Annotated in this window: 17 protein-coding genes; 8 read left to right on the forward strand and 9 right to left on the reverse strand. The window is 45.9% G+C overall.

The features are described 5' to 3' along the window. Nucleotides 1-111 precede the first annotated feature (111 nt). Nucleotides 112-1,584 (reverse strand): hypothetical protein, encoded by a 1,473-nt coding sequence (locus OGY04_RS15280; protein WP_286585556.1) that lies wholly within the window; start codon nt 1,582-1,584, stop codon nt 112-114. Nucleotides 1,585-1,876: 292 nt separating this feature from the next. Between OGY04_RS15280 and OGY04_RS15285 the strand changes: the two genes are divergently transcribed. Next, nucleotides 1,877-2,095 (forward strand): hypothetical protein, encoded by a 219-nt coding sequence (locus OGY04_RS15285; RefSeq protein ID WP_128482215.1) that lies wholly within the window; start codon nt 1,877-1,879, stop codon nt 2,093-2,095. Between the two features lie 114 nt (nt 2,096-2,209). Here the strand turns inward: OGY04_RS15285 and OGY04_RS15290 are convergent, their stop codons facing one another. Beyond that, on the reverse strand, nt 2,210-3,322 hold the full coding sequence (locus tag OGY04_RS15290) for a hypothetical protein (RefSeq protein WP_286585559.1): 1,113 nt from the start codon (nt 3,320-3,322) through the stop codon (nt 2,210-2,212). A 105-nt stretch (nt 3,323-3,427) separates the two neighbouring features. Continuing rightward, entirely contained in the window at nt 3,428-3,634 is a 207-nt protein-coding gene (locus tag OGY04_RS15295) for a helix-turn-helix transcriptional regulator (protein WP_039079225.1), read from the reverse strand. Between the two features lie 226 nt (nt 3,635-3,860). On the opposite strand from OGY04_RS15295, the gene OGY04_RS15300 reads away from it, so the two are divergent. The 3 genes from OGY04_RS15300 to OGY04_RS15310 all read left to right on the forward strand — a co-directional run bounded on the left by OGY04_RS15300 (nt 3,861) and on the right by OGY04_RS15310 (nt 5,896). After that, nucleotides 3,861-4,445 carry a hypothetical protein gene (locus OGY04_RS15300; protein ID WP_045509459.1) on the forward strand — a complete coding sequence of 195 codons (585 nt, stop codon included), beginning with the start codon at nt 3,861-3,863 and terminating at the stop codon, nt 4,443-4,445. A 246-nt stretch (nt 4,446-4,691) separates the two neighbouring features. Then, the gene (locus OGY04_RS15305) at nt 4,692-5,414 is read left to right on the forward strand and encodes a hypothetical protein (protein ID WP_045509885.1); all 723 of its coding nucleotides are present in this window, start codon (nt 4,692-4,694) and stop codon (nt 5,412-5,414) included. A gap of 2 nt (nt 5,415-5,416) precedes the next feature. Beyond that, nucleotides 5,417-5,896 (forward strand): hypothetical protein, encoded by a 480-nt coding sequence (locus OGY04_RS15310; RefSeq protein ID WP_286585560.1) that lies wholly within the window; start codon nt 5,417-5,419, stop codon nt 5,894-5,896. Nucleotides 5,897-5,921: 25 nt separating this feature from the next. Here OGY04_RS15310 and OGY04_RS15315 read toward each other — a convergent pair whose 3' ends face one another. The 5 genes from OGY04_RS15315 to OGY04_RS15335 form a co-directional block, all read right to left on the reverse strand. Then, nucleotides 5,922-6,854 carry a tyrosine-type recombinase/integrase gene (locus tag OGY04_RS15315; RefSeq protein WP_286585561.1) on the reverse strand — a complete coding sequence of 311 codons (933 nt, stop codon included), beginning with the start codon at nt 6,852-6,854 and terminating at the stop codon, nt 5,922-5,924. 46 nt (nt 6,855-6,900) lie between these two features. Continuing rightward, a complete protein-coding gene (gene radC, locus OGY04_RS15320; protein ID WP_286585563.1) occupies nt 6,901-7,353 on the reverse strand; it encodes a RadC family protein in 453 nt (150 codons plus the stop codon). Between the two features lie 2 nt (nt 7,354-7,355). Beyond that, nucleotides 7,356-7,817 (reverse strand): hypothetical protein, encoded by a 462-nt coding sequence (locus OGY04_RS15325; RefSeq protein WP_353655332.1) that lies wholly within the window; start codon nt 7,815-7,817, stop codon nt 7,356-7,358. Between the two features lie 122 nt (nt 7,818-7,939). Further along, nucleotides 7,940-8,359: a DUF2787 family protein gene (locus OGY04_RS15330; RefSeq protein WP_286585648.1), complete on the reverse strand. Its 420-nt coding sequence runs from the start codon at nt 8,357-8,359 to the stop codon at nt 7,940-7,942. Between the two features lie 233 nt (nt 8,360-8,592). Continuing rightward, the gene (locus OGY04_RS15335) at nt 8,593-8,973 is read right to left on the reverse strand and encodes a helix-turn-helix domain-containing protein (RefSeq protein ID WP_286585650.1); all 381 of its coding nucleotides are present in this window, start codon (nt 8,971-8,973) and stop codon (nt 8,593-8,595) included. A 192-nt stretch (nt 8,974-9,165) separates the two neighbouring features. Between OGY04_RS15335 and OGY04_RS15340 the strand changes: the two genes are divergently transcribed. From OGY04_RS15340 to OGY04_RS15355, 4 genes are all read left to right on the forward strand, one after another. Next, nucleotides 9,166-9,693 carry a hypothetical protein gene (locus OGY04_RS15340; protein WP_286585566.1) on the forward strand — a complete coding sequence of 176 codons (528 nt, stop codon included), beginning with the start codon at nt 9,166-9,168 and terminating at the stop codon, nt 9,691-9,693. 14 nt (nt 9,694-9,707) lie between these two features. Then, complete coding sequence (locus tag OGY04_RS15345; protein WP_286585653.1) at nt 9,708-10,067, forward strand: acyl-CoA dehydrogenase; 360 nt, start codon at nt 9,708-9,710, stop codon at nt 10,065-10,067. Nucleotides 10,068-10,102: 35 nt separating this feature from the next. Next, a complete protein-coding gene (locus tag OGY04_RS15350) occupies nt 10,103-10,438 on the forward strand; it encodes a hypothetical protein (RefSeq protein WP_286585567.1) in 336 nt (111 codons plus the stop codon). A gap of 66 nt (nt 10,439-10,504) precedes the next feature. Next, nucleotides 10,505-10,729, forward strand: coding sequence for a hypothetical protein (locus tag OGY04_RS15355; protein WP_286585568.1), 225 nt, complete (start codon nt 10,505-10,507; stop codon nt 10,727-10,729). A gap of 132 nt (nt 10,730-10,861) precedes the next feature. Here the strand turns inward: OGY04_RS15355 and OGY04_RS15360 are convergent, their stop codons facing one another. Beyond that, nucleotides 10,862-11,812, reverse strand: a complete 951-nt coding sequence (locus OGY04_RS15360) for a hypothetical protein (protein WP_286585569.1) — start codon at nt 11,810-11,812, stop codon at nt 10,862-10,864. Nucleotides 11,813-11,851: the final 39 nt, after the last annotated feature.

The raw sequence follows: 11,851 nt of genomic DNA on the forward strand, positions 1-11,851 counted from the left end.
ACCGCCTCTAAAATGCTCTGTTTTCAACCAAAAGTCACATTTTGAAGGGTTCCTACAGTACTTTTTGTTTTGTAGTGAGGTTAAGGAACACACCATAGCTGATAACCTCCTCTAATGTTTTTTCTCAATCAAAAGATATGGATGAGACCAGTCAGTTACCTCTTCGTAGGAAACAAACCCATCGTGCTCCAGTGCACAAACGCCCTTATGGCTGATGACGTACCCATATACAGCTTGGCTTTCCAGTCCCTGTAACATGTGCGACAACAATTTTCGGCGCATCACATCCGACTTCCAGCGTTTACGCGTTGCCATATCTTTGTAGATGATATTGAAGGGCTGGCCTACCGCGTTGGTAACGCATTTACCGTAACGATTGGTTTTAGCTGTGCCTTCATAATGATCCAGCAATAAAGCCAGATCATTTCTTAAAGGTTTCAGAAGACATTTCCAGCGTTTCAGTACTTGTTCAGCCTCTGCCTCACCTAATTCACGATTCAACAAGCGTCTTGTGCTGGATCTAAGTGATAGGGTAACAACACCAGCATTGAATACACTGGAAAACCGAAATTGCTTAACCAGCTCTTCCGCAACGCGCAGTACCCGGCAGATATAGCTCGTTTCAAGTACTTCAAGGCTCTTTGCTGACACACCGACAGACCACAGCTCATGTCGCAGTATCTCAAGCTGGCACCCTTTGATATCATAATTGACACCACGCGCCAGACATGTCCACTTCATGTCAGACGGCAGGCTCTGAAAGCCTGTACCAACTTCAAAGGATCTCCCGCCAATGTACGCAGTTTTATACGATTGCCTGTAAGCCACCGTTAACGGTGAGTCTTTCACCAGCTCCACGCCTGTTTCAGCAAGTCTAGAGAGAAAATTGAAAATGAATATTTTGTTCTTCGTAGTGGGATTCTCGTTATAGTAATCCAGCAGTGCATCCAGATTGATTTCAAGCGGCTCAAGATTGTTCCAGACCCCCACTACTAATTCCCTGAAAGCAGCGTTAGGGATATCGCGTTTAGACTGCTCATGTTTGGCACGCTGCCCACGATCAATGGCAATCCCAATCAGTTCATCAAATGAGTAACTTTTACGCTTGGTGAAAATGTCAGTCAGATAATGGTAACGATCCTGACGGCTAAGGTATGCCTCGCGGTCGTTGCCAAATAACTTACGCAGAAAAAGTTGAGAAACAGCATATTCCCGGCAAGAGCTTTGAGCATTGGAATACCCGGTTAGTTTGATAATCCCCGTGCTTGCCAGTACCTCCATTGCACGCTCATTGGTCGGCCCACTTTTCTTGAAAACTCCAGGGAGTTTCGCCCTACCCAGCTCAAAGGGTACTGGCACAGAATAAGACCATTTTTTATTCACCTTAATCTTTGCTTTTTTCCTGTTCTTACGACTACAGGTAGCGACACAAATAACGTGCTGAAGAAATACTGCAATATTACGATAAAAAGGGCGCCGTAGGCCTGGCAAACCATTATAAGGAATACTGAAAACAACTTCTTTGAAATAATCCAGCGTTGAATCCGTGACAAGAATATTGTTGCACGTAATGTATGGCTTCATAATTCACCTGTATATAAAGATCAAAGCCCCATGCCCTGACCCCATTTATTTACAACTGAATTACTCAAAACCTTTCGTGAACCCAACAAGGTTCAGATGGTTATTAGATGATAATAATATTGGAGGCTGGAGCCTCATGATAGCTGATACTGGATAATGGCTATAGTATGTAATGACATATATATAATAATACAGCAACAGACCGTATATATAACCCTGCAGATGCAGCTATATACCTTGCAGACGAAAATAGCGAATAAATATCAGCTCAGCCAGAATGGGATTAGCGGATATGCAAAATATTACCGGTTTATTAAAGCTGAAACTCACGGCCCGTGCTATTGAACAACAGTGGGGCGCATGTTATTTTCTGAACTTCATCGCTTTGAAATCTTTAAATCGCTTAAAACCGGTAATCCTTATAAACTCAGGTTATGGGGAAAATGATCTCAGTCTTTCCCCTGTTATTGCACAAGGTAAGGCTATTGGGCTAAACCCGGGCGGTAGTTAACAGGTCTGTCGTATCAAACCTGGGCGGTTTAAAACCATCTTTTTACAGAATTCTGGTTTCATACACTGTCCATTTCCACGACACCCAACAAACGGCATCCCTGCCGCAACACTATTATCCCTGTTTCTGACGCAATTGAAGCCACTTCAGACGAAGGTTGTATTGCCAGTACTGCGGCTGCGCAAGAATCCCAAGCTTATCCAGCACAGGCGGCAACATAGCCCAGATAGCCTCTGAGTCGAACAACTGGATACGGTAACGCGCCATGAGTTTATCAACGCGCTTGTCAGCAGCTTTTTTCGTTGGGCTGACCTGCTTACCATTTATAGTCGCTGACGGCTTGTACTTTGCTCTGGCTACCGGATAAGAGACATATTCACGTAGTAAGCGGGCGAACTTGGGTTCAAGCATCGGATCTGCCAGCGCGTCATGATCATAAAAAGCCAGCTTAGCAATCAGGTTCTCCATATTATGCAGGTTGTTCAGCATTAGTTTTTGCTTGCCAGGAGACAAACGCAATTCCAGACGCAGAAACCGCCGGAACTGGTGCTCATCAAGAACAAGAACCGTTTGCTCGTACCTCTTCTGAGTACTTATCTCCGGTGCATCAACCTTTTCGTATACGGAGGCCACAATGGTCGTAGACCCCAGCCTTAATCCTTCTTGTTCACCATGTAAATCATTAAAATCGCCCCTCCTGACCCCAGACAACCCAATGAAATAATCATGGAGTTTCATGCCAACCACATCCAGTGCGTAGTGGATAGTTGTTACCCAGGCATTGCGCAAGCCGCGATACAGGAACTTACCTATGCGCCCCTTACGCCCCAGCCACACAAACAAATCCGTTATCCGTTGCGAAGAGTAGTGCTGGGGACTGAATTCCATTCGCTGAAATCCGCGTTGCCTACTGGTTGGGTCAAAATGGATCACCAGCAGTATGGGGTGATTACGCGTTGTACCTTTCAGTCGAATTTCCACTACCTGGCGATAATGTCCATCGCACTCATCCCTGCCAGCAGGCCGAACTTCTATCAGATAGTCATCACCTGAAACAAGGCCAAGCAAACGCTGTTTGAGTACAAGATTTTTCTTCCAGTCATGCATATCCGTTACCCATGCCAGTTTGTCTACACCTCCATACATAGACTGGCCTGCACCATTAACTCCCAGAGGAACTTTGTCAGTTAAAGATGTCACCCGTTCACGATTAAATTGCTGCTTCATATTCTGTTCCAATAGTTCATAGCAGCAACAGTGATCACTCATGCACATGCAGGTACCATCACTGTTACTGTTTATATAGTTGGTATGTCAGGGGTGGAATGAGGCTTACAGAGCACGTGTATTGCTAAGCCCGCGTGACTGAATCCAGCGTTGAATTTCATGTAACTCCCACCCCACAGCCCGACCACCATCGCCAGTGAGCTTTTTGGATGAGGGAAAATCCCCTTTTGATATGAGTCGGTACATCGTGGCGGCGGAAATCCCGGTCAGATGAAGAACTTCTTTTTTACGGAGAATACGGTTGGTGTTCATGCTTGTGCTCCTTTGAGCTGCTTCAGGAGCGGGGTTATTTACAAGCATGAAAAAGCGTGACGATTGGCTTGCGGATGGCCTTAACAGGCCTGAATCAGCCTTCCTTACAAAATTCCTTCGCTATAAAACGAATTAATGCCACCAAAAACCTTCTTGAAAACGCGCGGCTTTCCTTGAGGCTCAATGATGGTAAAATAACCAGTAATTAAATTAACTGGAGAAGGAAATGAGGGAACCCAGTAAAAAAGCAGATGCGGTATGCCATCGTGAGCGCATGAGTCGTAACGAGACATTTGAACTCCTGCAGAAGAAGCTCTATCTCGGGAGGGACACCCGGCATAAGTTGTCACTGATTGCCAAAAAATTGACGGGTGACGGGTTTAATCCACATACAATCGACGGGGAAAAAGCCGCTCATGTCATAAGCACTTGCGTAAGCCACATGTACAACGAGCTCTTTGACGATAATGAGGAAAACTCTGTCGAAGGCCTTGAGGAACACCACAAAATTGCCGCAGCAACATGTCAGATATCCATGGATATTTACGCGGTTTATCAGCGCATCAGAGGTCGCTTCGACAAGTTATATTTCACAGGCGCGACTGATAAGGAAAGGTACGATTCAGTTGCAGAAAAACTCAACGAATGTGAAGTCAAAAAGCCCAAGCTAAAAGCACTGTCCGCTGGCCCAAAATGGACGCGAAGTGATGTAGCCTGGATATGTAACCCTGCGAATATTAACGAGTGCATTGAACGAAAAAACAAGAAACATGCGCCCCTGAAACTAACCAGGAATGCCGCTGAGTTGTAGGGTTGAAAGCGATCGTCCTTAGTCCCCCAAGGGCTCTGCTCTTACATTAGCAAAAAACATAAAGCCAACTCGTCGGGTTTAAGCAATGAATGCCAATAAATGCTACCTCGTGCAGAGCCCTTGGGGGACAAGGGGTTGGCGTTTTTTTTTCGATTTCTTTGCCTTTTCTACGCTTATCTGAGTTATTTCCCATCTGTCGTTTCGTTGCTACTCTTTATTGGGCTACGAACACAGGGTGGAAGCGCTATGGATACTGCTTTACTTGCGTCTCTTGATGGTGAAGGAAAGAAAAAGCTGGAGCGGGCAATCGCAACGCTACAGGGTGATGTGAATGCTGCTTCGGGCGTATTGTATGTTGATCCAAAGCTCAGACTTGAGTACTCACGTCGCATCAAAGCCATGTCTGACGATCTCTACGCCAAAGCTTCACGCGGGATCATTAGCTGGGAAAAAGCCGCAGAGGAAGCTAACCAGACGCGCAACCTTCTGATGGAGCTTATCCGCTACCGAAGCACACCTGTTGGCAAAGCACTGGCGCAAAAAATGAAGGCGCAGGGCAAGACGCTCAATGAGCTGATAGCCTATAAAACAAAGGCGTTGTACGGCGACAAAGTTAACTTTAATAATCTTTCTGTTTCACAGAAAAACGCGGTTTACAGCGCCGTGGTGCAATCGGCTGGTAAATCCAACCTCGAAGTAAATATCAAAATGCAGCGTTTGTCAGGTGCCGGACGTGGATTGATATTCCTTTCTCTTGCAGTAGCTGTCTACCAGATCTATGAAGCTGAGGATAGAGTTCTAGAGACTCAACGGCAGCTTGCCATCAGTAGCGCCGGGATTGCAGGTGCGTGGGGAGGAGGAGCGCTGGCGGGACTGATGTGTGGTCCTGGCGCACCTGTTTGCGTTGTTATTGGTGCTTTTGTTGGCGGTGCGATTGCCGCATGGGAAATCAGCGGATTCTGGGACTAACTATGTTTAAGCAGCTCGACAACGTAGCACTTATGCTCAGGGAAGAACCTACACCGACATCAATGGGAAAATATGAAGTCCTGATTGCTGGAAAAGGTACGGGCATTATGGTTCCAGTACAGGTGATAGAAGCTGCTGTTCAGGTTGATGATAAACGCATCCTGTTATTTCTTACCGATGACGTTCCCTATGAAGAAGCGCTTAAAATCGCACTGCTCGACCTGAAAGAGGGTGTGAAAGAGATACTGACGTTGGGTGGCGCATATCTGACAGGATCGTTTACGGACCTGAACATACAACCTAATGCAGTTGAATTCAGCTTTATTGGCGATACAACCTGGCGGGTTGAAATACCAGCGACGCCCTTTATGAAACTCCCGTTCATCGGCGATCCACGGGGCGTTTCGCGTCCACCGGCATTGAAGCATTATATTAAAATCACCGCCAGTCCCGCACCTGCACGCTTCGACGGGAGCCGCTAATTATTGAGTAAGAGAAGGGAGTGTTCTAGTAGCACTGTATCCGTCGGCTGGCACTGACTTTTACCTTATCCACACGGCAGTCATAGCGGGTAGTCGTGGATATGTCGCTGTGCCCTGCCAGCTGGCGTACAGTGTTAATATCCACGCCCTGCTCTAGCAAGCGCGTAATGAAGGTCCTGCGCATGTCGTGCGGAGTAAAACGCGCTATGCCTGCATTATGCTGTAATTGCTCCAGGATGCCGGTTAAACCGGTTGTTGTCAGAGCATGGCTGACACCCTTGCCGTTGCGCTGAACACGGTTAAACAATGCATCCCCGGCCTCTTTCTCGCCACAGGCTTTTAACCATGCGCGGATGGCTTTATCTACCGCTGCCGCAACGTGTATCTCACGGTATTTACGCCCCTTCCCCTGCCTGACTGTAAGGATGCCATTGTCATAGTCCCGGCGCTCAAGGCTGACCAGTTCCCCGGCCCGCAAACCCGCACCGCAAAGCGTCATTACAATGGCGGCATCACGACAACGGCGGATACGTTGCGGATGCTGTTTAGAGGCCTGAATGAGTGCACGCACGTCTTCCCGGCTGAGTGCCCTTCCCTTGCGCGGGTTGTCGCCATTGACGCGCTTAACTGCCCGGATACGGGCAAGTGTGTCCGCCTCCAGGCAATTAAGGTTAAAGGCCGTCTGCGCGATGCCCCGGAGTGCTGACAGCGCCATGTTGACCGACGACACGGCGTAACCGCCATCCAGCAGTGCCGCACGTACTTTAGCGACGGCGGCGAAGCTAAGTTGCTCCCAGGGGTAGCTGGCTGCTTCCGCACCGCGTTTGAGTATGCTGGCGCTGCGGTTTAACAAGCTGGTGATACCTCGCCGTCCCGATGGCGCAAGACCGCTGATATAGGCGTCCAGCATGGTGGTTTCCACCACCGGTGCGACCTGGCGCAGCGCAGCCCTGCTCATGCGGCTGACCTGTTATAACATGTATTAAACCAGGTAACTGTCTGCATCACACCAGCCCTCGCTCAGCCAAGGACACCGTCTCAGTCCCGGCCACTATAAAATGATCCAGTAACCTCACATCGAGCATTTCCAGAAGCCCCTGCAATCTTTTAGTCATCTGGATATCGCACTTGCTGGGTTCAGGCTCACCGCTGGGGTGGTTATGGACAAGGATGATAGCGGCGGCGTTATGCTTGAGTACCCGCTTAATAACCTCCCGGGGGTGAACGCTGACCGTATTTAACGATCCCCGGAACAGAATTTCGCGGTGCAGCAACTGGTTCTGGTTATCGAGCAGGATGATGCCAAACTCTTCGTGTTCCAGCAGGGCCATTTCGTACATCACACACCGCCTTACATCATCAGGGGAGCAAAGTTGAATACCTGGCTGGTAGTACCGGCTGATGATGTCGCGGGCACGGTCAAGGATGCGGGTTTCACGAAGGGTAAACGTCGTCATATTCAGAACTCCCGTTCGATAAAGTAAATGGCTTCGGGAAACAACTGGCGGCGGGTCACGCCAGTACGTAAGGAGAAGGCTTTGCGGGGCATGGTGGTTCGCCCATTGCTGTCGAAGAACCAGAGCGTTTCTTCGTCCATTTTGGTGATAAGGGACCAGTGAAACTGGTCGCTGAGCATAATCAGGCGGGAGTGGTCTGTTACTGCCAGGAACCCCCTCATTTCACTGAAAACTCGCCCTTCCACAAGACCGCGACTTTCATCGAAAGGTTTGTAGATTTTGACCGGAAACTGGCGGTTGTAGTGACCTTTCTGGAGTACCTGCTTAATCAGCCAGTCGAGCCGGTTTTCATCTATCCCGTCAGCTAACCATTCATGTAATGGCCACCGTTGCTGGTAGACCAGGAAAAGCCGGTTCATGAGTGGTCTGCGCTTCACCCTGCCGTCGTAGAGCCAGCTCAGCATGTTGACCAGACAGTACGCGCCACAAAGACTATCAAGCTCCCCTTGTACTGACGCGTGTATCCCTCTGTTTGCAGTCACAGATCATATCTCCGTTGTAATAATGGGTAATCAGTGCGGTGGGATTAGCTTTCCCAGATAACCGTGGGGGCGTAGATATTCAGGAAGTGATAGTGGACAAAGTTACGCTGCCAGAGAGCAAAGATGTCGCGCCCGTCCCCTGGTGGTAAATCACCGGTATAGGACAAGAAGACATACCGCTGGCTCCAGCTAATATCGATCTCTTTTTCGAGTTCCGGGTCTATGCCCATATATTTGAAGTCAGTGATATAATCGAAATACCATTCATCATTGCGGGAAACAAGCCTTATTTCGACAGGATGGAAGCCACCATTTTCAAAGCTATAATTGACATCCTTGAATAATAAGGTGATAGCATAGTTATTGGGCTTGAGAGGCGGTTTCTTGCAGATTTCAGAGAAAATAATATTAATCAGTTCCTGACTTACGGGCATAGATAGCCCTTCCTGACGGATAATATTCATCATGTTTATTCCGGTAAATATACGTTGGTATTGATGACTCAAACAACTAATTATTCATAACCCGTACTGACTCTTTAGACGACAGACGTCCTCCCGTCACAAGGGATATAAAATAAAATGCTAAGTTGGAAATCAGCTTGAGTATCAGCCACTGAATAATATGACACTATCCAGTAATGACATTTTACCAGGAATATACTTTCAATGCAAATAGTTTCAATTGGGAACTAATTTTAATGTGGTTTTGTGAATTCATCTAAAAAATGGATAAGGCTTTTCTTTTTAGAGCTATCCAACTTATTCCAGACTTGATCGAGACGCTGTTTTAATTCGGCATCAAGTCCAGCCACAAAGTTAGACGGCATATTAGAAACGTTTAAACCCTCCATGCAATCAATAAAGAACCAGCTTATTGGAGTTTTTAAGGCAACGGCAATTTTAACTAAATGAGCAACGTTGATCTTATTAGTTCCTCGCTCGTAGCGAGAGAGTTGCTGCTGAGAAATATCAATAGTCTCTGCGAGATCGGCTGCAGTTAGCCCAGCTTCCTTACGTCTGGTCTGAATACGCTGCCCTACCAACTTATCAGCTGAATCTGCTACCAGTTTAACCATCATTTGATCTCCAGAACGTCCATAAGAGGAAGTCTGGGGCTTTTTTACTCTTGCATGAACATCACCAATGGACATAAAATCGATGAAATACTCACTTATAGACTATTAAAGGCTATAACTGAGCAATCAAGTGGTGCCAAAATCACCATTAGCTGAATCTTCGAACAAAGGTGGCCTGAAAAGGGGAACACTGTGGCAACCACTATTACTGAGATAACGGACTGCTTTGAGTACTTTTTCAGCTCTCTTTACCGGCGCGAATTTGTCAAAACATTGCGTCTGAATGAATGTAGCGAGCGTGAACTACTGCCATTAGTGCGTTGCTATTTACTGGGCTGGTTTGCGGATAACGTCTCGCCGGAAGTAAAAAGCAAACCACCAGGAACGGTATCCGGGCATGGCTTCATTGATTTTGTCATTGACGATGTGGCCGTTGAGTTTGCCGTCCGTAAGCCAACTGCGGCTCGTTCCAATGTCTCCGCAACCGTTAATAGCACTGAGGTGAAGAAACTGATGAAGCACAACGGCAAAGCCCTGCTTGTCCTGTTTGACTTCTCAGATACTCCCTATTCAGAAGAACAGATCGAATCCTTTCGCAACTGGCCATCTCTCGGTCGTGGGAATCATCGCAAATCAGCTTTCAACGTAGTGTATTTCTTTGTGGAAAAACGCAGGCCGCTGGCACTGGGGAAAATCACCAAAAACATTCGTATCAACTAACAAGGAATTTAATGATGAAAAGAACAGTTTTTGCGTTAGTACTGACAACCTTAGCCCTCCCGGCAATCGCAGCTCAATACGCTAAGCCCGGTGCAGTTTTAACGCTAAAGCCAGGGAACGGTAATGCGGAGTTTAGCATCAACGCATCAACCAAAGATGGGTCAGGGACTTGCAACATGGAAGGTACAGCACAACAAATCGCTGCAGGCGAGAATCAGAAACGCCGTTGGGTCTGGAATGATAGTTCCAGCCAGTGTGTTACCGTGCTCAGTGAGATGAATAATGGAAAAACCAGCGTGATGACTCGTGGTTGTGAAGGATACTGCGGGGCTTCTGCGGCGGGCTTAATGGATGGTCAATACAACAAAAAGTAAAATACAACCATTTTTGAATTGAAGAGAAACAATGAATGAAATTGAACATACTTCTGGTGCTGGCAGCAGCAAGTTTAATGGCCGGTTGCGGTGATAAGACACCCAAATGCAACAGCGATGATGCTAAGAATCTGGTCGTTGATATAGCGCGAAAAACGATAGAGAAAGGGATGACACTGGATAAGGATGTGCAGATTTCTGTTGAAAACGTCAGGACGGTAAGCCATGAGTCAAGCCTTGACGTTTATCAGTGCGCGGCTGATCTGGCATTCACAAAACCTGGGGCGCAGCAGTCATTGCCAATAACTTACCGGATACAAAAAACTGACGATGGTAAAGGACAGTTTTATATTAATGTATCAGGATTATAATCACTGAATAACATTCTGGTTCCTTTTGGGTGAAGTAATTCATGCTTTATCCCAAAAGGAAACTCCATGAAAAAGATCATCACACTTACCATTGTAGCTATTATCGCATTTAGTTGGTTAATTACACACAATACAGCTGAGCCAGAAAAAGTTCCTCCTGCTAATGTTCCCTTTATTGTTAAATCTAACGTACCTGGCATGTGCATGGTCAGCACCATTACAACAACTGCCGGTATCAATAAAAATTTACCCAACGTAGAGTGCAAAGTACAAACATTCTCGGTTAATTAAGTTCATCGACCTCATGCAACTGCTTATAGCAAATTAAACCATGACTATAAGCAAGTCCACTTTAATTAAAAAGCTGTGATGCTTTATAAATTAACTCCAGACAAGCCCACCTTGAAAATATTTTAAACCTTATTATTTTCGTTCAATAAAGTCTTCTACCGTTCCAATGGCGATACTTTGATAAATATCTATTTGATAATCAATTAGTTCTTCAATTGTGATATCCAACCCGTCGTCTTTATGTGGTTTCGACTTGGGATTGTGATCTCCCAATAATTTTTCATTATAAGTTACCCCCAACGGCGATAATACCTTCCTGATTTGAGAATATGGTATTTGATTTAGCCCCATACTATCCCATAAAGCCACTCCAATCCCCTGCGTTTTTAGTGATGCTATATCGATATTTAAAAAATAATTAACTGGCTTATGGGATACTATAAACCCTAACTGAATTAGATCGTAAAGTTCAGTTAAGACAACGATCTGCTCTGCTGTAGTTTTTCCTGCCTCAAACTTCACCTGAGGAATATGCAAAATGCACTCTCTTTCCTTGTCCATAAAACCGGCCAATAAGCAATATTGATTATAAGATAATCTGTTGGCAAAATTTAGAAAGGAAGACATCTGTTGTAACGATATCTTTTCGTTAAAACACATCGATGCATATAAGTTACCAATATATTTTATTTTTTGCTGCTCATATGTGTTTTTTGCTACAGTTATTATTCCCTCTAGCATTTCTACTGATTTTGACTCTTTACTTCTATTCCCTTGCTCTCCAAAAAAACCATCATTCCTGACAGGAAGCATATCAACTTCTATAAACCTCTCAGCCCTCTTTGCTGCTATAGATACAACTGAAACAACTCGTTCAACTTCTATTTTAGACAAACTCCGAGTAGCCCAATCAAATAAAACAGTTGATAAAAATCCGCCTGCAGCCCCCGGCAGCACACCACCACCGCCGATACCAGACACCCCGCCAGCAATAGTCCCACTAACTATTGCGACAAGCGGTTTAGCAACTTGTTGCAGTCTCCTTTTTAATAAATCCTGTTTAGATTTTATTTTATTTTTCATTTTAATATCCCTTTATGTCATTTTTAACAATTTTCATAC

It is taken from the genome of Citrobacter sp. Cpo091 (assembly GCF_030332645.1).
GTDB classification, from domain to species: domain Bacteria; phylum Pseudomonadota; class Gammaproteobacteria; order Enterobacterales; family Enterobacteriaceae; genus Citrobacter; species Citrobacter portucalensis.

Excerpts from the sequence above, each read along its gene's own strand:
- OGY04_RS15280 (WP_286585556.1), bottom strand. The coding sequence starts at position 1,584 with ATGAAGCCATACATTACGTGCAACAATATTCTTGTCACGGATTCAACG.
- OGY04_RS15285 (WP_128482215.1), top strand. The coding sequence starts at position 1,877 with ATGCAAAATATTACCGGTTTATTAAAGCTGAAACTCACGGCCCGTGCT.
- OGY04_RS15290 (WP_286585559.1), bottom strand. The coding sequence starts at position 3,322 with ATGAAGCAGCAATTTAATCGTGAACGGGTGACATCTTTAACTGACAAA.
- OGY04_RS15295 (WP_039079225.1), bottom strand. The coding sequence starts at position 3,634 with ATGAACACCAACCGTATTCTCCGTAAAAAAGAAGTTCTTCATCTGACC.
- OGY04_RS15300 (WP_045509459.1), top strand. The coding sequence starts at position 3,861 with ATGAGGGAACCCAGTAAAAAAGCAGATGCGGTATGCCATCGTGAGCGC.
- OGY04_RS15305 (WP_045509885.1), top strand. The coding sequence starts at position 4,692 with ATGGATACTGCTTTACTTGCGTCTCTTGATGGTGAAGGAAAGAAAAAG.
- OGY04_RS15310 (WP_286585560.1), top strand. The coding sequence starts at position 5,417 with ATGTTTAAGCAGCTCGACAACGTAGCACTTATGCTCAGGGAAGAACCT.
- OGY04_RS15315 (WP_286585561.1), bottom strand. The coding sequence starts at position 6,854 with ATGAGCAGGGCTGCGCTGCGCCAGGTCGCACCGGTGGTGGAAACCACC.
- radC (WP_286585563.1), bottom strand. The coding sequence starts at position 7,353 with ATGACGACGTTTACCCTTCGTGAAACCCGCATCCTTGACCGTGCCCGC.
- OGY04_RS15325 (WP_353655332.1), bottom strand. The coding sequence starts at position 7,817 with ATGCTGAGCTGGCTCTACGACGGCAGGGTGAAGCGCAGACCACTCATG.
- OGY04_RS15330 (WP_286585648.1), bottom strand. The coding sequence starts at position 8,359 with ATGAATATTATCCGTCAGGAAGGGCTATCTATGCCCGTAAGTCAGGAA.
- OGY04_RS15335 (WP_286585650.1), bottom strand. The coding sequence starts at position 8,973 with ATGGTTAAACTGGTAGCAGATTCAGCTGATAAGTTGGTAGGGCAGCGT.
- OGY04_RS15345 (WP_286585653.1), top strand. The coding sequence starts at position 9,708 with ATGAAAAGAACAGTTTTTGCGTTAGTACTGACAACCTTAGCCCTCCCG.
- OGY04_RS15350 (WP_286585567.1), top strand. The coding sequence starts at position 10,103 with ATGAAATTGAACATACTTCTGGTGCTGGCAGCAGCAAGTTTAATGGCC.
- OGY04_RS15355 (WP_286585568.1), top strand. The coding sequence starts at position 10,505 with ATGAAAAAGATCATCACACTTACCATTGTAGCTATTATCGCATTTAGT.
- OGY04_RS15360 (WP_286585569.1), bottom strand. The coding sequence starts at position 11,812 with ATGAAAAATAAAATAAAATCTAAACAGGATTTATTAAAAAGGAGACTG.